Origin of the sequence: Streptomyces sp. NPDC093546 (genome assembly GCF_044765045.1) — a bacterium.
Taxonomy (GTDB): Bacteria; Actinomycetota; Actinomycetes; order Streptomycetales; family Streptomycetaceae; genus Streptomyces.
The window spans coordinates 645,782-662,398 of sequence record NZ_JBIWJG010000003.1; the positions used below are offsets into that span (position 1 = coordinate 645,782).

The following is a 16,617-nucleotide window of genomic DNA, read 5'->3' on the forward strand; positions in this document are numbered from 1 at the left end:
GTGCTGCGGTGCCCGGATCTTCGGCGGACGCCATGACTGCACGGGCACGTCCTCCATGGGGCTTACTGGCCGGGAGATCATGCCGGTCCAGCCGGCGCCCTGCCCCTGCGACCACCAGCCGCTTCGCCTGGGCCACGAACAGCGGAAGTGACACACCCCAACGCCGAGCGGCGTGCACTGAGCGCCCCGAAGCAGAACGGCCCGCTGGCCTGGACAGCGAACGCGGGCACGTCTCTCGCCTCGGGACGCCTTCGACTGGAGTAACTCCAACCTCCTTGGGAGCGTATATGCCCGAAAACCGTGACCACTCCGACCTGCGCATCGGCGTTCTGTTCGGCGGCGAATCGCCTGAGCGGCCCGGCTCGATCGCCTCCGCCGAGGCTGCCTGCAAGGCCCTGACCATGCAAGGGCTCACCGCGGAACTGATCGACCTTGCCGGGTTGGACCTGACCGGCCTCAAGGGCCGCATCGACGTGGCGCTGCTCGCCTCTCACGGCCTGGGCGGCGAGGACGGCAAGATCCAGGGCACTCTCGACACGCTCGGCATTCCCTACAGCGGCTCGGGCGTGAAAGCGTCCGCGGTCGGCATGCACAAGCCGACCTTCAAGGCCGCTATCGCTGCTGCGGTGATCGACACGCCCCGCTGGCTGGAGGTCCATTCCACGCACTCCACCGCCACCACGGTGTCGTCCGTCAGCTACAGCCTTGGGTTCCCGGCCTTCCTCAAGCCCGCCTCCGGCGGCGGAAGTCTCGAAGCCGGCATTGCCCGCAACGGGCGGAACTGGCCGCCCTGCTGGAGAAGAACCGGAAGCAGCCTTACACCGAGTACATGGTGGAGGAGTTCGTCCCCGGAATCCCCGCCACCGTCGGCGTCCTGGAGGTCAATGGTGAGCTGACGACGCTGCCAGTCCACACCGTGGAGACCGACCGCGAGTTCTACGACTACGAGGCCAAGCACGACCTGTCCCTGCGGCGGGAGACCTGCCCGGCCGACCTGCCGGACCTGGTCGTGACGCGGATGAGCCAGGTCGCGCTGCGGGTGCACCGGCTCGTCGGCGCACACGGCGTCTCCCGTGTCGACTTCCTCATCGCGCCCAGCGGCCGGACTCCGGTGTTGGAGATCAACACCGTGCCGGGACTGTCCGAGCTGGGCAACCTTGCCACCATGGCCAAGGCGGCTGACATGCCCTACGAGGAGCTGATCGTGCACGTGTTGGACACCGCGTTCACCAAGCCCGCGTACGTGCCGTAGCAGACTCTGGGGTCATGACTGGCTCCACGATCGTCCACCGTGTCCCGTACTACTCGCAGTGGGAGTCCGCCGACCTGGTGCCGGAATTCATCACCGGCGCCCGGTCGGCGGCCGACGATCCGCTCTGGCAGAAATCCGGTGCCGACAGCCGTGAGGAGTACGCCTTCTGGGCACCGCGTATGTGCGGCATGGCGTGCCTGCGGATGGCCCTGGATTTCTGGGGGCACTCCGTTCCCCCCTCCATGCCGCTGCTGCACGATGCCCTCGATGCCGGCGCCTATGCGCGAACCGGGGAGACGACGGTCAAGGGACTGATTTACGCCCCGTTCGCCGACTGGGTCCGTCGCCGCTGGGGCCTTTACGCCCAGGCCAGGCCCGAGCTTCCGCTTGAGGAAGTCGACGGTGAGGTATCCCGGGGCCGTCTGGTGCTGCTGTCGGTGCACAAGACGATCCGAACCCTCGCCCCGCGCCCGTCTGGGCGCGGCGGGCACCTGGTGCTCGCCGTCGGCTCCGGCCCCGGCGGAGTCGTGCTGCACAACCCGTCCGGACTGCCCGGGCGGTCCCAGCAGTTCCACACCGTGCCCTGGGCCGACCTCGACCGCTTCTACGCAGGCCGCGGAGTCGTCCTGGGCCGCGCCCACCAAGGAGCCTCATGATCCATCTGTCCCTCGACGACATCGCCCAGGTCACCCGCGGCACCCTGCACAACACCCCCGACCCTGCCAAGCAGGTCACCGGCCCGCTGTCGTTCGACTCCCGCACCGTGCACGCGGGCAGCCTTTTCGCGTGCCTGAAGGGCCGCACCCTCGACGGCCACGACTTTGCCGCGCAGGCCGTCGCCGACGGAGCCATCGCCGTCCTCGCCGACCGACCCGTCAACGCCCCGGCGATCGTCGTCCCCGACGTTCTGGAGGCGATGCGCCAGATCGCGCACGCCATCGCGGCCGAGTACACCGGCACCGTCATCGCCATCACGGGCTCGGCCGGCAAGACCTCCACCAAGGACATCCTGCAGACGGTGCTCGCCCTCGATGGACCTACCGTCGCCAACACCCGCTCGTTCAACAACGAGATCGGTTTCCCCGTCACCGTGTCCCGCGTCGAGCAGACCAGCCGCTATCTGCTGCTGGAGATGGGCGCCCGCGGCAAGGGGCACATCTCGGCCCTGTGCGACACCGTCCGCCCCCGCATCGCCACGGTCCTCGGCGTCGGCTCCGCGCACATCGGCGAGTTCGGCAGCCGGCAGGCCATCGCCGCCGCGAAGGCAGAGATCGTCTGCAACCTGCCCGAGTACGGTGTCGCCGTCCTCAATGCCGACGACCCGCTCGTGGCGCCGATGGCCCGTGAGACCACCGCCCGCGTGCTCACCTTCGGCACCGGCGACGCCTGCGACGTACGAGCCGTAGACATCAGCACGACCGCCCATGGGCACCCCACCTTTGTCCTCCAGCACGCCGGCCGGACGGCCTCCGTGGAGCTCGCACACATCTACGGCCGCCACAACGTCACCAACGCCGTCGCCGCTGCAGCCACCGCCATCGCCGCAGGCATCCCCCTCGATCGCATCGTCCGCGGCCTGGAACACGCCACCCTTGCATCCGGCGGTCGCATGGAAGTCACCACACGCCCCCACGACGGAGTTACCGTCATCAACGACGCCTTCAACGCCAGCCCGGAATCCGTCCTCGCGGCGCTCGACGCGCTCGCCGACATCGCCGGTCCCACCCGGCGCCGCATTGCCGTCCTCGGCGAGATGGCCGAGCTGGGCGACGAGGCTGCTCTGTGGCATGACAAGGTTGCGCGCGCTGTGATCAGTCACCGTGTCCACCACACCATTGGCATTGGCGGCCCCCACACACAGCAGCTGATCATCACTATCCGCGACAGTGGTCTCGACGCCACGGGCGTCGATCCCGCCAACGACCTCGCACGCCAGATCGACACCCATCTCCGGCCGGGCGACGTCGTCCTCGTCAAGGGGGCCAACGCCCTCGGGCTCGAAACCGTCGCCCGTGAACTCGCTGCCATGAGGGTCCAGCGCGACGCCTGACGGAAACTGGAGGGAGGGCGGCCATCACCGCCTCCCCGTCCTCTTCACCTCACCATCGACATGAGTGCGTTTCCCACCGCCTAGCGCCCCAGCAATCCCACCAGCTCCCGCATGTCGTCGAAAACCACCACCCCGTCGCCCGCCAGCCGGTCCGCCCGCGTCAGGCCGCCGCAGTAGCCGAAGGCGCGCATGCCCGCCGCGCGGGCGGCGGCGACGCCGTACGGGCTGTCCTCGACGACCGCGCAGCGGGAGGGTGGGACGCCCATCGTGGCCGCCGCGTGGAGGAAGAGGTCCGGGGCGGGCTTGCCGCGCGGGACGTCGGCCGCGCTGAAGATGCGGCCCTCGAAGCGGGGCAGCAGGCCCGTGGTGGTGAGGTTGCGGCGGATGGAGGCGTGGCCGCCGTTGGAGGCCAGGCAGTACGGCACCGACAAGGCGTCCAGGGCGTCCGTTATCCCGTCGACCACGGTCAGCTCCGCGTCCAGCGCCTCCTCGTAGAGGTGCTTGTACGCGTCGAACCAGCCCCGCTCCAGCGGCCTGCCCAGCCGCTCCTCCACGATCGCCCGGTACGTCTCCGACGACGAGCCCACGAAGTGCTCGACGATCTCCTCCTCCGTGAAGGAGACGCCCAGGCCGGCGAAGATCTCCGCGTCGACGCGCACGCAGATCCGCTCGCTGTCCACCAGGACGCCGTCGCAGTCGAAGATCACCAGTTCGACGGGGTGTACGTGATCATGAGTCATGGGCCGCAGCGTACGGGCAGGACGGGCACCCGTGAGCGGCACCGGTGAGGGGCACCGATGAGTTCACCGCGCGGAACGGGTCTCCCTCCGTGTGGACACCACCGACCCCCTCGTCTTCCGCCTCGCCGGCCCCCTCGGCCCCGACGACGTGCCCCGGCTCTGCGCCGAGCTCGCCGAGCTGCTCGACGGCGCGGCGGCCGGGACGCCCGTCGACTGCGACGTCGGCGGCGTGACCGGCCCCGGCCTCGTCACCGTCGAGGCCCTCGCACGGCTGCGGCTCACCGCGCAGCGGCTCGGGCACCCCCTGGCCGTACGCGGGGCAGCGCCCGGGCTGCGGGCGCTGCTCCGGCTCGTCGGGCTGGAGGGGCTCCTCGGCGAGGTCACGCCTCCAGGCGGTCCGGAAGGTCGAACAACGGGAACCAGCGCTTCACGTCCAGGAACGACGTGATGCCCGAGACCTTGCCGTCCACGATCTCGATGACCATGAGCGCCCACGGGCTGAAGCCGCCCTCCGGGTCGGGGTGGTAGTGCGCGAACGCGGGCGTGCCGTTCGCCACGACCGGGACCAGGCGGGAGCCGCGGCAGACCTCGCCGACGCCGAGCATCCAGCCCACGATGTCGTCGTGGCCCTGCAGCCACAGGTCGTAGGGCGGCATGGAGAGCGTCGCGTCCTCGTGGAGGAGGGCGGTCAGGGCCTCCATGTCGTACCCCTCGAAGGCCGCGACGTAGCGCTCGAGGAGCTGCTTCTGCTCCTCGTCGAGCGGATCGGCCACGGCCGTGTCGGCCGGAGCCGACTCCGCGAGCGTCGCCCGCGCACGCTGGAGCGCGCTGTTGACCGACGCGACCGACGTACCGAGGAGCTCCGCCACCTCGCTCGCCTTCCACGCCAGCACCTCGCGCAGGATCAGCACCGCCCGCTGCTTGGGCGGCAGGTGCTGGAGCGCGGCCATGAACGCCAGCCGCACGGTCTCGCGCGACACCGCCGTCTCCGCCGGGTCCGCGACCGACGGCAGCACCCGCCCGTCCGGCACCGGCTCCAGCCAGGTGAGCTCCGGACGGGCGTTGAGCCGCGCCTGCGCCACCGGCGTCGGGGCCGTCAGGTCCATGGGGCGGGCCCGGCGGTTCCCGGCGTTCAGCGCGTCCAGGCACACGTTCGTCGCGATGCGGTAGAGCCACGACCGCAGGGAGGACCGGCCCTCGAAGGAGTCGATGCTCCGCCACGCCCGGACCATCGTGTCCTGCACCGCGTCCTCGGCCTCGAAGGCCGATCCCAGCATGCGGTAGCAGTACCCGGTCAGCTCGGTCCGGTACTCCTCCAGCCGGTCCTGCACGGCCACATCGCTCATGATGTCCACCCCTGTCGCGCTTCCCCTTGCCTCACCAACGGAAGCTACAGCAGGGCACTGACACCCGGGGTCAGGTTCCCGGCTTGCGCCCGTAGACGTACACGTCGTCCCCGTTGCGCAGCAGGTTCCAGTACGCCTTCGCGTCCGCCGGCCGCAGGTTGACGCAGCCGCCCGAACCCGGCGGGTTGTACATGGACTTGGTGACCGAGTGGAACGCCTGCCCGCCGTCGAAGAACTGCGCGTACGGCATCCACACCTTGTAGATGGTCGACCAGTGCTTGACGTTGCGGTGGTAGACCCGCTTCGCGCCGGTCCGCGTCTCCGCGCCGTCCCGCCCCGTGCGCACCGGCACCGGACCGTACGTCAGCTTCGCGCCGTCCTGGATCCAGCTCAGCTGCCGCGTGAGGTCCACGCACGCGATCCGGCCCTTGTTGGTCGGGCACAGGCCCGCCTTGTTGGGCGTCTTGCCGGCCGCCCGCTGCGCCAGCATCGTGTTCATCGTCTGCCACGTCAGGGGCCCGGCGTACCCCATCGACGGCGTGATCCCGTGCGCCTTCTGGAACGACTGGATGGCCTTGCAGTCGGCCGGCGACTGCTTGCCGTCCACCGGCCTTCCGAGGAACCTCTCCACCCGCGTCTGGTACGGCCCCGTCTGCGTCGTACAGGACGCGGCCGCCTGGGCGGGAGCGGCGCCCAGTGCGACCGTCAACGGCACGACCAGTCCCGTGAGTCCGAGAGCGACCCCCGCCCCTCTGCGTATGCGTGTCCCACCCACGTACACCAACCCCCTCCGGTTCGGTGCGGTTGTTATGCCCGTAGGACGCTCCGGGAAGCCGCGTGGTTGTACGTACGCCGCGATTCGCGCTCCTGTACGCGTGCGCTGTGCGTGCCGTACAGGGTGATGGACACGACACCGAGGACGGCGACCAGTCCCAGCAGGACCGTGCCCGCCCAGCCGCCCGAGTGGAAGGCGACCGCGCCGAGCGTGCCGCCCGCGCTGCTGCCCAGGTAGTACGCCGACTGGTAGAGCGCCGACGCCTGCGCGCGGCCCGTCTTCGCCGTACGGCTCACGGAGGAGGAGGCGACCGCGTGGCCCGCGAAGAAGCCCGCCGTGATCAGGACCAGTCCGGCCAGGACGGCGGCCAGCGCGTCCGACAGGGACAGCAGCAGGCCCGCCGCGGTCGTGGTCACCGCCAGGTACAGCGCCCCGCGCCGCCCCAGCCGTCCCACGAGCTTGCCGGCCGCGGCCGACGAGACCGTACCGACCAGGTAGACGAGGAAGATCGAGCCGATCACGCCCTGCGGGAGCGAGAACGGCGCCTCGACCAGCCGGTAGCCGATCACCGTGTACACCGCGCCGAAGACCGTCATGAACAGGGCGCCGATCGCGTACAGGCGCATCAGCAGCGGGTCCGACAGATGGGTGCGCACGGCTGCGGCCAGCGCGCGCGGGCGCAGCGACCCCGGCGCGAAGTGGCGCGCCTTCGGCAGCATCAGCCGGAACACCACCGCGCACACCAGCGCCATCACGCCGACCGCGCCGAGCGCGGCACGCCAGCCCCACAGCTGGGCCGCCCAGCCGGTGACGATCCGGCCGCTCATGCCGCCGATGGAGTTGCCCGCCACGAACAGGCCGATCGCGGCGACCAGCGCCTTGGGCCGCACCTCCTCCGCCAGGTACGCCATCGCCGACGCGGGCAGCCCCGCGAGCGCGGCGCCCTGCACGGCGCGCAGCGCCACCAGCCAGGACAGGTCCGGCGCGAACGGTACGAGGAGGCCGACGGCGACCGCGACCGCGAGGGAGGCCGTCATCAGGCTGCGGCGCCCGAACCGCTCCGACAGGGCGCTCAGCGGCAGCACGCACAGCGCGAGCGCGCCGGTCGCGGCGGAGACGGTCCAGCTGGCCGCCGAGGCGCTCACGCCGAAGTCGGCGGAGACGGCCGGCAGCAGGGCCTGGGTCGAGTAGAGGAGGGCGAAGGCGGCGACTCCGGCGGCGAAGAGCGCGAAGCTCATCCGGCGGTAACCGGGGCGGCCGGGGGCAAGGCGAGTGTCGGCGACCGCGTCGGTGGCGGCCGCCTTGGTACTGGCGGAAGGCATACGTCGACGGTAGGCACACCTGTTTCATGCGTCCAATGCATGGAACGGCTTTAATCGTTCCCATGGCGCATCAATACAGCTCACGGGAGTGGCTGTCACCGAACAGTAACGAAGAAGACATGGGGCTGCTGCTCGCGCCGCGCCTCGCGTACTTCGCGGCGGTCGCCCGCCACGAGCACGTGACGCGCGCCGCGCACGAACTCGGCGTCCCGCAGTCGACGTTGTCCCGGGCCGTGGTCCGCCTCGAAGAGGACCTGGGCGTGGCCCTGTTCGCCCGCAAGGGCCGCACCGTCTCGCTGACCCCCGCCGGGCGGACCTTCCTCGCCTCCGCCGAGCGCGCGCTGGCCGAGGTGGAGCGCGCCGCCGACGCCGTACGCGCCGACGCGGACCCTTCCGCCGGGCGGGTCGCCTTCGGGTTCCTGCACACCATGGGCTCGGAGACCGTGCCCGAGCTGATCCGCGCCTTCCGCGTGGACCACCCCAAGGTGCGGTTCACGCTCGTCCAGAACTACGGCGAGGCGATGATCGAGCGCCTGCGCTCCGGGGAGTTGGACCTGTGCCTGACCTCCCCGGTCCCCGACGCCCCGGACCTGGTCGCCCGCCGCCTCGACGAGCAGCGCCTGCGGCTCGTCGTCCCCGACGACCACCGCCTGGCCGCCCGCAAGCGCGTCCGGCTCGCCGAGGCCGCCGACGAAACCTTCGTCACCCTGGAGCCCGGCTACGGCCTGCGCCGCATCACCGACGCGCTCTGCACCGAAGCGGGCTTCACCCCGCGCGTCGCGTTCGAGGGCGAGGAGGCCGAGACCCTGCGCGGCCTGGTCGCGGCCGGTCTCGGCGTCGCCCTCCTCCCGCCCCCGGCGGTCCCGCGCCCCGGCGTCGTCGAACTGACGGTGACGGCCCCGCGCGCGGCCCGCGAGATCGGCGTCGCCTGGCTCGACGGCCACCCGGACACCCCGCCGGTGGCGGCCTTCAAACGCTTCCTGCTCTCGCGGCGCGGCCGGCTCCTCAACGAACCTGGCTGACCCCTAGGGGGCGTCTCGCCGCAGCAGCGCCCGCCCGAAGCCGGACGCCAGCGGCATCCGCAGCCCCAGCGGCGGCGGGGCCGCCAGCGCGTCGGCGACCGGGCGGGAGTACGGACGCGAGAACAGTGCCCCCAGGACGAAGTCCGCCGCGAGCGCGAGGACTTCGCCGCGGTGCTCCCGCAGGGCGTGGCCGTCCGAGTGGACCTCGAAGCGGCACGTGTCGCGGTTGGCCTTCTTCGCGCGCTCCGCGAGGCGGTACGACAACTCGGGGTCGGTGCGCGCGTCGTTCGTGCCGTGCACGATCACCACGTGCCGGCCCGCGAGCTGCTTCACCGGCTCGGGGCTGGCCGCCACGTCCTCCTCCGGGAGCCACGGCGCCAGCGCCAGCACGGAGTTGACGGCCGCGTGCCCCGCCGCACGCAGCGCCGCCCGGCCGCCCATGCCGTGCCCGGCCAGACAGACCGGCACGTCGCCGTACCGCCGCACCACCTCCGACACCGCCCACGAGGCATCCGCCGCGAGCCGCGCGTCGGCACCGTTCCACCCGCGCCCCCGGTAGCGCACCACGTGCGCCACCAGCCCCTCCGCGCGCCCCTCGCGCACCAGCCGCCGTGCCAGCGGCAGACACGCCGCGTGCGCCAGCGCCGAGGGCCCGCGCCCGGACGCGGGCGCGCCGTCCGGCAGGAGCAGCACCACGCCCCCCACCGCCGGAGCCCCGACCCCGACGGCCCGGCCCAGCCGGGGAGCCCGCGCGCCGCCTGTTCCTACGAGTGCGTGGTTCACCATGGCGGAACAGTCTCAGAAGTCGAGATGTACTCCATCCGTCCGTGGGGTCACTGTTGGGTATCGACGCGAAACAACCCGCTCTCTACGCGCGTAGGGGCTAGAGTTCGAAAATGACGAGCTCCATCCCCAACCTCCCGACCACCGACCAGATCCGTCGCGCGCCCAAGGTGCTGCTCCACGACCACCTCGACGGTGGACTGAGGCCCGGCACCGTCGTCGAACTGGCCCGGGACGCCGGGTACGGCGCGCTTCCCGAGACCGACGCCGACAGGCTCGGCGTCTGGTTCCGCGAAGCCGCCGACTCCGGCTCCCTGGAGCGCTACCTGGAGACCTTCGCGCACACGTGCGCCGTCATGCAGACCCGCGAGGCACTCGTCCGCGTCGCCGCCGAGTGCGCCGAGGACCTCGCCGCGGACGGCGTCGTCTACGCCGAGGTGCGGTACGCGCCCGAGCAGCACCTGGAGAAGGGCCTGACCCTCGAACAGGTCGTCGAGGCCGTCAACGAGGGCTTCCGCCTCGGCGAGCAGCGCGCCCGCGCGGCCGGGCACCGCATCCGCGTCGGCGCCCTGCTGACCGCGATGCGGCACGCCGCCCGCGCCCTGGAGATCGCCGAGCTGGCCAACCGCTACCGCGACCGCGGCGTCGTCGGCTTCGACATCGCGGGCGCCGAGGCGGGCTACCCGCCCACCCGCCACCTCGACGCCTTCGAGTACCTCAAGCGCGAGAACAACCACTTCACCATCCACGCCGGCGAGGCGTTCGGCCTGCCGTCCATCTGGCAGGCGCTCCAGTGGTGCGGCGCCGACCGCCTCGGCCACGGTGTGCGGATCATCGACGACATCGAGGTCGCCGACGACGGCACCGTGGTGCTGGGCCGGCTCGCCGCGTACGTACGCGACAAGCGCATCCCGCTGGAGATGTGCCCGACGTCCAACCTCCAGACGGGCGCCGCCGCCTCGTACGCCGAGCACCCCATCGGGCTGCTGCGCCGGCTGCACTTCCGGGTGACCGTCAACACCGACAACCGCCTGATGTCGGGCACCAGCATGAGCCGGGAATTCGAGCGGCTGGTCGAGACGTTCGGCTACACGCTCGACGACATGCAGTGGTTCACAGTCAATGCGATGAAATCAGCATTCATTCCTTTCGACGAACGCCTGGCCATGATCAACGATGTGATCAAGCCCGGTTATGCCGAGCTCAAGTCCGAATGGCTGTTCACGCAGACCGCCGCGACCAGCGGTTCCATGCCCTGAGCGGCCTCTTGAGCGGTGCCGGAAGCGGTCGGGGTGCGGTCGGGAAACGGGCGACCCGGCCGTTTCCGGTGTTTGCGGAGATCGCCGTTGCCTGACTAGCTTGCAGAGCCGCTCATCCTCCCCCGAATTCCCGAGGACATTTTTCGATGAAGCACTCCGCCGCCAAGACCCTCGGTGTCGCCGCTCTCGGTGCCGCTTTCGCCGCTACCGCCGCCGGAAGCGCCTCCGCGGTCGTCAGCCCCGCCACCGCCGGCCTCGAAGCCACGAACAGGGTGCTGCCGGTCGCCATGCCTCTCGCGGGTGCCGCCATCGAGCAGCTCCCCGGCCAGACCACCGAGGCGCTCGGCACCGCGCAGGGCCTCACCCACGCCGTCCAGGGCCTGCCCGTCGACCCGGCCGTGGTCACCAGCCTCCTCCACAGCCTGCCCGTCGGCGGCAGCCTGCCGGCCGCCGGTCTCTGAGAGGCCGCGTACGGCAAAGGGGGCGCGCAACCGTGTGGTTGCGCGCCCCCTTTTCCACGCCTGCGGCATGCCGGGACCGGATCACCAGGCCGGCTTGGCGGCCTTCTCCGACGGCAGCAGTATCCACAGCGCCAGGTACAGCAGGAACTGCGGCCCGGGCAGCAGGCACGACACGACGAAGATCACGCGCATCGTCGTCGCGGACATGCCGAAGCGCCGGGCCAGCGCTGCGCACACTCCGCCGATCATGCGGCCGTGGCGGGGGCGGACAAGTGCGGCCATGGTGGGCTCCTTGGTGACGGGGTGAGTCATCGTCCTTGCCTCCATCCTCACCCGCCCAAGGGGGGCAAAACGTCGGACTACGGGGCGATCCCGACCCTGGGAATCGTCGGGGTCGCACCCTGAGAGGTCTCCTCCCGGCGGACCGGCCGCCGCCCCCGGCGCGCCCCCCGCCGCAGCCGCGCCCGCGCGGCCGGCACCACGGCCAGATGCGCGAGCGCCACCCCCGCGGTGTTCAGCAGCAGCGCGTCCACGTCCACCACGCGCCCCGGCACCACGGTCTGCAGCAGCTCGATGGCGAGCGACACCAGCGCGCCCGCCGCGACCGTACGGGCCAGCGAGGCCCACGGCGAGACGTCCAGCCGCCCGCCCGCCACCGGCAGCAGCACCCCCAGCGGCGCGAGGAGCAGCAGCCCCTCGGCGATCCGGCGCGCGGCCTCGGCGGGCCCCAGCGCCAGGTCCGCCTTGATGCCCGCGAGCGGTTCGAGGTTGTCGGCGTTCACCCACATCACGTCCAGCGGCCGGAGCGTCAGCCATCCCACCAGCACCAGATGCGCGAGAAGCAGGACGAACCCCGCCGCGCGGAAGCCGATGCGGAACCGGATGGCGGCACTGCCGCCCGAACCTTGACGCTGCACGCCCCCCAAGACGCGCTCACCGGCAGGATCGGTTCCGCACACCCCGGACCCGGACGAGGCCGGGAACGGGATCAGGAGGCCTCCGCCGTCGGCGCCACCGACTCCGGGCGCTCCTTGACCGCCTCCGTACAGGCGTACCGCCGCGCCGGACGGTCCCCGGGGCCGCCCAGTACGACACTCCCGCCCCCGGCGGTCGTCGCGGCGTTCCCCGCGTACGTGCACACCAGCTGCGACAGCGCCGCCGGCGGCAGGTCGTCGGGCTGCCGGCTCAGCCGCAGCGCTCGCGCCGGATCGCCCTCGCGGCCCGCCGAGACGCTCAGCGGCGGCTCCACGTACGTGACGAAGCCCGCCTGGCGCTCGCTCGCCGGCGGCTCCACCGACAACTGGCCCAGCAGGGCGCCGGCCACCGCCACGCGGCTGTCGCGGCCCTTCACGACGGGCGCCTCCTCGATCGTGCGCCGCACCGGCTCCAGGCCGGACGCGCACACCAGGTACACCGTCACGGGCAGGCCCTGCCGACCCTGGGCCGCGCCGCCGGCCCCCGCCTCGGTCCGGTCCTCGTCCGAAAGGGTGCACGGCATCCGCGACGGCGCGGCGCCCGCGTCGACCGGGACCGTCGGCCGGATCCCGCAGCCGGCGGCGAGGGCGGCGACCGCGGCGACACCCGCGAGCGCGCCCGCGCCCCGCCGCCACCGCCGCGTACGCGTCGTCCTACGCGTCCCCATGCCCGCCGCCATGCCCGTCGCCCTTCTGCTGTTCGTCCTCGCCGGTGAGGGTCCGCGACGCGCCGCGCGGCAGCCGCAGCACGAACACCGCGCCGTCGCCGTCGGGAGAGTTCGCCGCCGTGATGTCCCCGCCGTGGATCAGCGCGTTCTCCATCGCGATCGACAGGCCGAGGCCGCTGCCCTCGGAGCGCGGCCGGGAGGCGCTCGCCTTGTAGAACCGGTCGAAGACGTGCGGCAGGACGTCCTCGGGGATGCCGGGGCCGTGGTCGCGCACCTCGATGAGCAGGTCGTCGCCCTCCGTCCGCACCGCCACCCGCACCGGCGAGCCGCCGTGCTTGAGGGCGTTGCCGATGAGGTTCGCGAGGATCACGTCCAGGCGGCGCGGGTCGAGCCGCGCCATGAGGCCGCGCTCGGCGTCCAGCTCGACCGCGTCCAGCCACGCGCGCGTGTCGATGCAGGCGGTGACCTGGTCGGCCACGTCCACGTCGTCGAGCACGAGCCGGGCCGTACCGGCGTCGAAGCGGGTGACCTCCATCAGGTTCTCGACCAGCGTGTTGAGCCGCCGCGTCTCGCTGACCACCAGGGCCACGGCCGGCGCGATCATCGGGTCGAGGCTCTCCTGCTCCTCCTCCAGGACCTCGGTCACGGCGGTCAGCGCGGTCATCGGCGTCCGCAGCTCGTGCGACATGTCCGCGACGAAGCGGCGGCTCGACTCCTCCCGCGCGCTCATGTCCGCGACCTTCTTCTGGAGGCTTTCGGCGGCCGCGTTGAACGTCCGCGACAGCTCCGCCAGTTCGTCCGTGCCCGACACCCGCAGCCGCGTGTCCAGCTTGCCCTCGCCGAGCCGCCGAGCCGCCTCCCCGAGCCGGTGCACCGGCTTCAGCACGGTCGTGGCGGCGGCCTGCGCCAGCAGCGCCGAACCCAGCAGCGCCAGCAGCGTGGCGATGCCCAGCGACCAGGCCAGCGAGTTGAGGTCCTGCCGCTCCGGGTCGAGGGACTTGAACATGTACCCGGTCGGCCCGCCGCCCACGATCCGCGTACCGCCCACCAGGTAGGGCGTCTGGCCGCGCGTCGTGCGCTGCCAGAACAGGTGGTACGCGTACGGGTTGCCGTCGTTGACCTCGTGCTGCTCGTCCACCGCCGCCCGCAGCGCCTGAGGTACGTCGTCCAGCGTGAACCGGTCCGGGTCGGAGACCCCGACGATCGGCTTGCCCGCGTCCCGCTCGGCCAGCAGCACCACGCCGTACCCGACGCCGTTGGACGACATCTCCTCGGCGGTGCGCCGCAGCTCCTCCTCGGTCGGCCGCAGTGGCAGCGACGCGGCCCGGTTCTGCATCTCCTGGCGGAAGTCGTTCAGCGCCGAGTTCTGCGTACGCGTCAGCACGGCCTCGCGGTTCAGCCAGTACGCGATGCCGGACGCCGACACGGCGGCGGTCAGCGCGACGAGCGCGAAGACGACGACCATGCGCAGCCGCAGGCTCGTCCAGCGAAGCGGTCTCACGAAGGTACGTCCAGCCGGTAGCCCACACCACGCACCGTGCGGATCAGCGTCGGCGACGACGGCACGTCCTCGACCTTCGCCCGCAGCCGCTGCACACACGCGTCCACCAGCCGCGAGTCGCCCAGGTAGTCGTGCTCCCACACCAGCCGCAGCAGCTGCTGGCGCGACAGCGCCTGGCCCGGCCGGCGGCTCAGCTCCAGCAGCAGTCGCAGCTCGGTCGGCGTGAGCTGGAGGTCCTCGCCGTTCTTCGTCACGGTCATCGCCGACCGGTCGATCACCAGCGCCCCGAACGTCGCCGAGTCCGTCGACTCGCGCTCCCCGCGCCGCAGCACCGCCCGGATACGGGCGTCCAGCACGCGGCCCTGCACCGGCTTGACGACGTAGTCGTCCGCACCGGACTCCAGGCCCACGACGACGTCGATGTCGTCGCTGCGCGCGGTCAGCAGGATGATCGGCAGCTGGTCGGTGCGCCGGATCCGCCGGCACACCTCGAAACCGTCGATGCCCGGCAGCATCACATCCAGCACGATCAGATCCGGCCGCTGCTCGCGCAGCAGTTTCAGGCCGTCCTCGCCCGTCGCCGCGGTGGCCACTTTGTGGCCCTGGCGTGACAGCGAGAGTTCGAGGGCCGTGCGGATGGCGTCGTCGTCCTCGATCAGCAACAGGAAAGGCACGCCGTCATTCTGTCCCATGGTGGAGGGGCAGTTCGACCGTCCGCCGCCCCGCGGCCGGCCACCGGCCGCTGTGACAGGTCTGTGACAGTCGGCGGACACCGCCATGAAGTCGCCCGGGCAAGCTTCTTCGCACCGGACCGAAACAGACTCCAACCGACGGGGGGCGTGAGATGAACGCAGTGCTCAGCACCGGCACCACCTCGAACGCAGTTGTCACGCGTCTCCACGACGTCACGCGGAGCACGGAGAAGTCCGGCGCCGTGAACGGGCGGGGGTGCGTTCGCGGCACCGGACGTCAGCACAAGTCGCCGTACATGGCGGCCGTGCCTGACGGGGGAGGGGCGTACAGGGAGGCCACGGGGGAGCGGTCGAGCCGTACGGAAGCGGAGTTCACCGCCTACGTACGCGAACGCCGCGCCTCCCTGTACGCCACGGCCTACCACCTCACCGGTGACCGTTTCGAGGCCGAGGACCTGCTCCAGAGCGCGCTGTTCTCGACGTACCGCGCCTGGGACCGCATCAGTGACAAGGCGGCGATCGGCGGCTACCTGCGTCGCACCATGACGAACCTGCACATCAGCGCCTGGCGGCGGCGGAAGATCGACGAGTACCCGACGGAGGAGCTGCCCGAGTCCGCCGGCGACAGCGACGCGATGCGCGGCACGGAACTGCGCGCGGTGCTCTGGCAGGCGCTCGCCCGGCTGCCCGAACTGCAGCGCACCATGCTGGTCCTTCGGTACTACGAGGGCCGCACGGACCCGGAGATCGCGGAGATCCTCGACATCAGCGTCGGCACGGTCAAGTCGAGCATCTGGCGCTCCCTGCGCCGGCTGCGCGAGGACGACGTCCTCAGCTTCGGTCGTGACCAGGAGGAGTCCTTCGGCCAGCTCGTGGCCTGAGGGAACGGGGGGCCCGCCGCGCGGCCTCGGGGGAGGCCGCGGCGGGTTCATGGGTACGGGGGTGCCCGCAACAGGGGGGAAACGGGGGACACGGGGGAGCGTGGGGCCGGACGGGGCGGAAGCCCTTTCCGGCCCCACGCGCGTTCCCGTGCCGCGCGGGGCCTACGCCGTCGCCGAGGGCGTACGGTCCCGGTCCGCCGCCGCGGCGGTGAGGCGTACGAGGGCCTCGGGCTTGTCGCAGGGGTGGGCGCCCAGGGCGGTCTGGCGGGCCACGATGGAGCGCTCGGCGCGCATCAGGCGCCAGCCCCTGCGCAGCAGGAACGGCACCGACTTGCGGCCCTCGCGCAGGTCGCGCAGCAGCCGGCGGCGGAACGTCGTGGACGGGCGGCCGCGCAGGCACAGCGCGTCGGCCAGGACGCCGAGCTCCCGGCAGCGCGCCACGATGTCCGCCGCGAAGATCCCCTCGGCCACGAACAGCGGTGCGTGCCCGATGTCGAGCACCTCGCGGTCGACCCGCGCGCTGGTGGCGATGTCGTACACCGGGACGGCCGTACGGCCGGTGGCGCACAGCTCCACGATCCCCGCCACCGCGGCGTCCGCGTCCCAGGACAGCGGGGAGTCCCAGTCGATGTCGGGGCTGCCCGGAACGAGCGGGAGCGTCGGGTCGTCGCCCTCCTTGTAGAAGTCGTCGAGGCGCAGCACCGGAAGACCGGTCTGGGCCGCGAGGGAGGACTTGCCGGAGCCGGACGGTCCCGCGAGCAGCATGACGCGGGCCTGAAGGGGATGGGAACTCACGGGACACCAGTCTGAGGCATGCACCCGTGCGGGGGACCCCGCCGGGCACCCGTTGGTATCGAGCATCACATCTCGCATACGCTCCGTGGTCGACCG

General features: G+C 72.0%; 20 protein-coding genes. 9 read left to right on the forward strand and 11 right to left on the reverse strand.

Annotation, left to right across the window (positions count from 1 at the left end; translation table 11 throughout):
• Positions 1–287 precede the first annotated feature (287 nt).
• Genes ACIRNI_RS09450 through murF form a run of 4 tightly spaced genes read left to right on the forward strand, consistent with a single transcriptional unit; the run spans position 288 to position 3,302 of the window.
• Entirely contained in the window at positions 288–896 is a 609-nt protein-coding gene (locus ACIRNI_RS09450; RefSeq protein ID WP_403549800.1) for a hypothetical protein, read from the forward strand.
• Complete coding sequence (locus ACIRNI_RS09455) at positions 830–1,252, forward strand: hypothetical protein (RefSeq protein ID WP_403549802.1); 423 nt, start codon at positions 830–832, stop codon at positions 1,250–1,252. Before ACIRNI_RS09450 ends, ACIRNI_RS09455 begins: the two co-directional genes overlap by 67 nt.
• A gap of 14 nt (positions 1,253–1,266) precedes the next feature.
• Positions 1,267–1,908 carry a C39 family peptidase gene (locus ACIRNI_RS09460; RefSeq protein ID WP_403549804.1) on the forward strand — a complete coding sequence of 214 codons (642 nt, stop codon included), beginning with the start codon at positions 1,267–1,269 and terminating at the stop codon, positions 1,906–1,908.
• Positions 1,905–3,302, forward strand: a complete 1,398-nt coding sequence (gene murF / locus ACIRNI_RS09465; RefSeq protein ID WP_403549806.1) for a UDP-N-acetylmuramoyl-tripeptide--D-alanyl-D-alanine ligase — start codon at positions 1,905–1,907, stop codon at positions 3,300–3,302. The genes ACIRNI_RS09460 and murF overlap by 4 nt, the downstream gene beginning before the upstream one ends.
• An 80-nt stretch (positions 3,303–3,382) precedes the next feature.
• On the opposite strand, the gene ACIRNI_RS09470 is transcribed toward murF, so the two are convergent.
• Positions 3,383–4,042 carry an HAD family hydrolase gene (locus ACIRNI_RS09470; RefSeq protein ID WP_403549808.1) on the reverse strand — a complete coding sequence of 220 codons (660 nt, stop codon included), beginning with the start codon at positions 4,040–4,042 and terminating at the stop codon, positions 3,383–3,385.
• Positions 4,043–4,133: 91 nt separating this feature from the next.
• Between ACIRNI_RS09470 and ACIRNI_RS09475 the strand changes: the two genes are divergently transcribed.
• Positions 4,134–4,490, forward strand: a complete 357-nt coding sequence (locus ACIRNI_RS09475) for an STAS domain-containing protein (RefSeq protein ID WP_403549810.1) — start codon at positions 4,134–4,136, stop codon at positions 4,488–4,490.
• Here ACIRNI_RS09475 and ACIRNI_RS09480 read toward each other — a convergent pair.
• The 3 genes from ACIRNI_RS09480 to ACIRNI_RS09490 all read right to left on the reverse strand — a co-directional run bounded on the left by ACIRNI_RS09480 (position 4,423) and on the right by ACIRNI_RS09490 (position 7,485).
• Positions 4,423–5,388, reverse strand: coding sequence for a sigma-70 family RNA polymerase sigma factor (locus ACIRNI_RS09480; protein WP_356647860.1), 966 nt, complete (start codon positions 5,386–5,388; stop codon positions 4,423–4,425). The two genes, ACIRNI_RS09475 and ACIRNI_RS09480, sit on opposite strands and share 68 nt — an antisense overlap.
• Before the next feature lie 70 nt (positions 5,389–5,458).
• Positions 5,459–6,109, reverse strand: coding sequence for a L,D-transpeptidase family protein (locus ACIRNI_RS09485; protein WP_355366835.1), 651 nt, complete (start codon positions 6,107–6,109; stop codon positions 5,459–5,461).
• 86 nt (positions 6,110–6,195) lie between these two features.
• Entirely contained in the window at positions 6,196–7,485 is a 1,290-nt protein-coding gene (locus ACIRNI_RS09490) for an MFS transporter (protein ID WP_403549813.1), read from the reverse strand.
• Between the two features lie 62 nt (positions 7,486–7,547).
• Between ACIRNI_RS09490 and ACIRNI_RS09495 the strand changes: the two genes are divergently transcribed.
• On the forward strand, positions 7,548–8,507 hold the full coding sequence (locus tag ACIRNI_RS09495; RefSeq protein WP_403549815.1) for a LysR family transcriptional regulator: 960 nt from the start codon (positions 7,548–7,550) through the stop codon (positions 8,505–8,507).
• A 3-nt stretch (positions 8,508–8,510) separates the two neighbouring features.
• Here the strand turns inward: ACIRNI_RS09495 and ACIRNI_RS09500 are convergent, their stop codons facing one another.
• Positions 8,511–9,293, reverse strand: coding sequence for an alpha/beta hydrolase (locus ACIRNI_RS09500; RefSeq protein WP_403549817.1), 783 nt, complete (start codon positions 9,291–9,293; stop codon positions 8,511–8,513).
• Positions 9,294–9,403: 110 nt separating this feature from the next.
• Between ACIRNI_RS09500 and ACIRNI_RS09505 the strand changes: the two genes are divergently transcribed.
• Both ACIRNI_RS09505 and ACIRNI_RS09510 read left to right on the forward strand, forming a co-directional pair.
• A complete protein-coding gene (locus ACIRNI_RS09505; protein WP_403549819.1) occupies positions 9,404–10,549 on the forward strand; it encodes an adenosine deaminase in 1,146 nt (381 codons plus the stop codon).
• A gap of 146 nt (positions 10,550–10,695) precedes the next feature.
• Positions 10,696–11,010, forward strand: coding sequence for a hypothetical protein (locus tag ACIRNI_RS09510; RefSeq protein ID WP_403549821.1), 315 nt, complete (start codon positions 10,696–10,698; stop codon positions 11,008–11,010).
• 81 nt (positions 11,011–11,091) lie between these two features.
• Here ACIRNI_RS09510 and ACIRNI_RS09515 read toward each other — a convergent pair whose 3' ends face one another.
• From ACIRNI_RS09515 to afsQ1, 5 genes are all read right to left on the reverse strand, one after another.
• A complete protein-coding gene (locus ACIRNI_RS09515; protein WP_355366765.1) occupies positions 11,092–11,292 on the reverse strand; it encodes a PspC domain-containing protein in 201 nt (66 codons plus the stop codon).
• 77 nt (positions 11,293–11,369) lie between these two features.
• Positions 11,370–11,927 (reverse strand): VanZ family protein, encoded by a 558-nt coding sequence (locus ACIRNI_RS09520; RefSeq protein ID WP_355366762.1) that lies wholly within the window; start codon positions 11,925–11,927, stop codon positions 11,370–11,372.
• 71 nt (positions 11,928–11,998) lie between these two features.
• A complete protein-coding gene (locus ACIRNI_RS09525; RefSeq protein ID WP_403549824.1) occupies positions 11,999–12,652 on the reverse strand; it encodes a hypothetical protein in 654 nt (217 codons plus the stop codon).
• Positions 12,639–14,117: an ATP-binding protein gene (locus tag ACIRNI_RS09530; RefSeq protein WP_403549900.1), complete on the reverse strand. Its 1,479-nt coding sequence runs from the start codon at positions 14,115–14,117 to the stop codon at positions 12,639–12,641. Before ACIRNI_RS09530 ends, ACIRNI_RS09525 begins: the two co-directional genes overlap by 14 nt.
• 32 nt (positions 14,118–14,149) lie before the next feature.
• Positions 14,150–14,827: a two-component system response regulator AfsQ1 gene (afsQ1, locus tag ACIRNI_RS09535; protein ID WP_199819673.1), complete on the reverse strand. Its 678-nt coding sequence runs from the start codon at positions 14,825–14,827 to the stop codon at positions 14,150–14,152.
• Between the two features lie 170 nt (positions 14,828–14,997).
• On the opposite strand from afsQ1, the gene ACIRNI_RS09540 reads away from it, so the two are divergent.
• Entirely contained in the window at positions 14,998–15,726 is a 729-nt protein-coding gene (locus ACIRNI_RS09540) for a SigE family RNA polymerase sigma factor (protein ID WP_403549826.1), read from the forward strand.
• A 162-nt stretch (positions 15,727–15,888) separates the two neighbouring features.
• Here ACIRNI_RS09540 and ACIRNI_RS09545 read toward each other — a convergent pair whose 3' ends face one another.
• On the reverse strand, positions 15,889–16,587 hold the full coding sequence (locus tag ACIRNI_RS09545) for a uridine kinase (protein ID WP_403549828.1): 699 nt from the start codon (positions 16,585–16,587) through the stop codon (positions 15,889–15,891).
• Positions 16,588–16,617 lie beyond the last annotated feature (30 nt).

Excerpts from the sequence above, each read along its gene's own strand:
- ACIRNI_RS09450 (WP_403549800.1), top strand. The coding sequence starts at position 288 with ATGCCCGAAAACCGTGACCACTCCGACCTGCGCATCGGCGTTCTGTTC.
- ACIRNI_RS09455 (WP_403549802.1), top strand. The coding sequence starts at position 830 with ATGGTGGAGGAGTTCGTCCCCGGAATCCCCGCCACCGTCGGCGTCCTG.
- ACIRNI_RS09460 (WP_403549804.1), top strand. The coding sequence starts at position 1,267 with ATGACTGGCTCCACGATCGTCCACCGTGTCCCGTACTACTCGCAGTGG.
- murF (WP_403549806.1), top strand. The coding sequence starts at position 1,905 with ATGATCCATCTGTCCCTCGACGACATCGCCCAGGTCACCCGCGGCACC.
- ACIRNI_RS09470 (WP_403549808.1), bottom strand. The coding sequence starts at position 4,042 with ATGACTCATGATCACGTACACCCCGTCGAACTGGTGATCTTCGACTGC.
- ACIRNI_RS09480 (WP_356647860.1), bottom strand. The coding sequence starts at position 5,388 with ATGAGCGATGTGGCCGTGCAGGACCGGCTGGAGGAGTACCGGACCGAG.
- ACIRNI_RS09490 (WP_403549813.1), bottom strand. The coding sequence starts at position 7,485 with ATGCCTTCCGCCAGTACCAAGGCGGCCGCCACCGACGCGGTCGCCGAC.
- ACIRNI_RS09495 (WP_403549815.1), top strand. The coding sequence starts at position 7,548 with ATGGCGCATCAATACAGCTCACGGGAGTGGCTGTCACCGAACAGTAAC.
- ACIRNI_RS09500 (WP_403549817.1), bottom strand. The coding sequence starts at position 9,293 with ATGGTGAACCACGCACTCGTAGGAACAGGCGGCGCGCGGGCTCCCCGG.
- ACIRNI_RS09505 (WP_403549819.1), top strand. The coding sequence starts at position 9,404 with ATGACGAGCTCCATCCCCAACCTCCCGACCACCGACCAGATCCGTCGC.
- ACIRNI_RS09510 (WP_403549821.1), top strand. The coding sequence starts at position 10,696 with ATGAAGCACTCCGCCGCCAAGACCCTCGGTGTCGCCGCTCTCGGTGCC.
- ACIRNI_RS09515 (WP_355366765.1), bottom strand. The coding sequence starts at position 11,292 with ATGGCCGCACTTGTCCGCCCCCGCCACGGCCGCATGATCGGCGGAGTG.
- ACIRNI_RS09525 (WP_403549824.1), bottom strand. The coding sequence starts at position 12,652 with ATGGGGACGCGTAGGACGACGCGTACGCGGCGGTGGCGGCGGGGCGCG.
- ACIRNI_RS09530 (WP_403549900.1), bottom strand. The coding sequence starts at position 14,117 with ATGGTCGTCGTCTTCGCGCTCGTCGCGCTGACCGCCGCCGTGTCGGCG.
- ACIRNI_RS09540 (WP_403549826.1), top strand. The coding sequence starts at position 14,998 with ATGAACGCAGTGCTCAGCACCGGCACCACCTCGAACGCAGTTGTCACG.
- ACIRNI_RS09545 (WP_403549828.1), bottom strand. The coding sequence starts at position 16,587 with ATGCTCGATACCAACGGGTGCCCGGCGGGGTCCCCCGCACGGGTGCAT.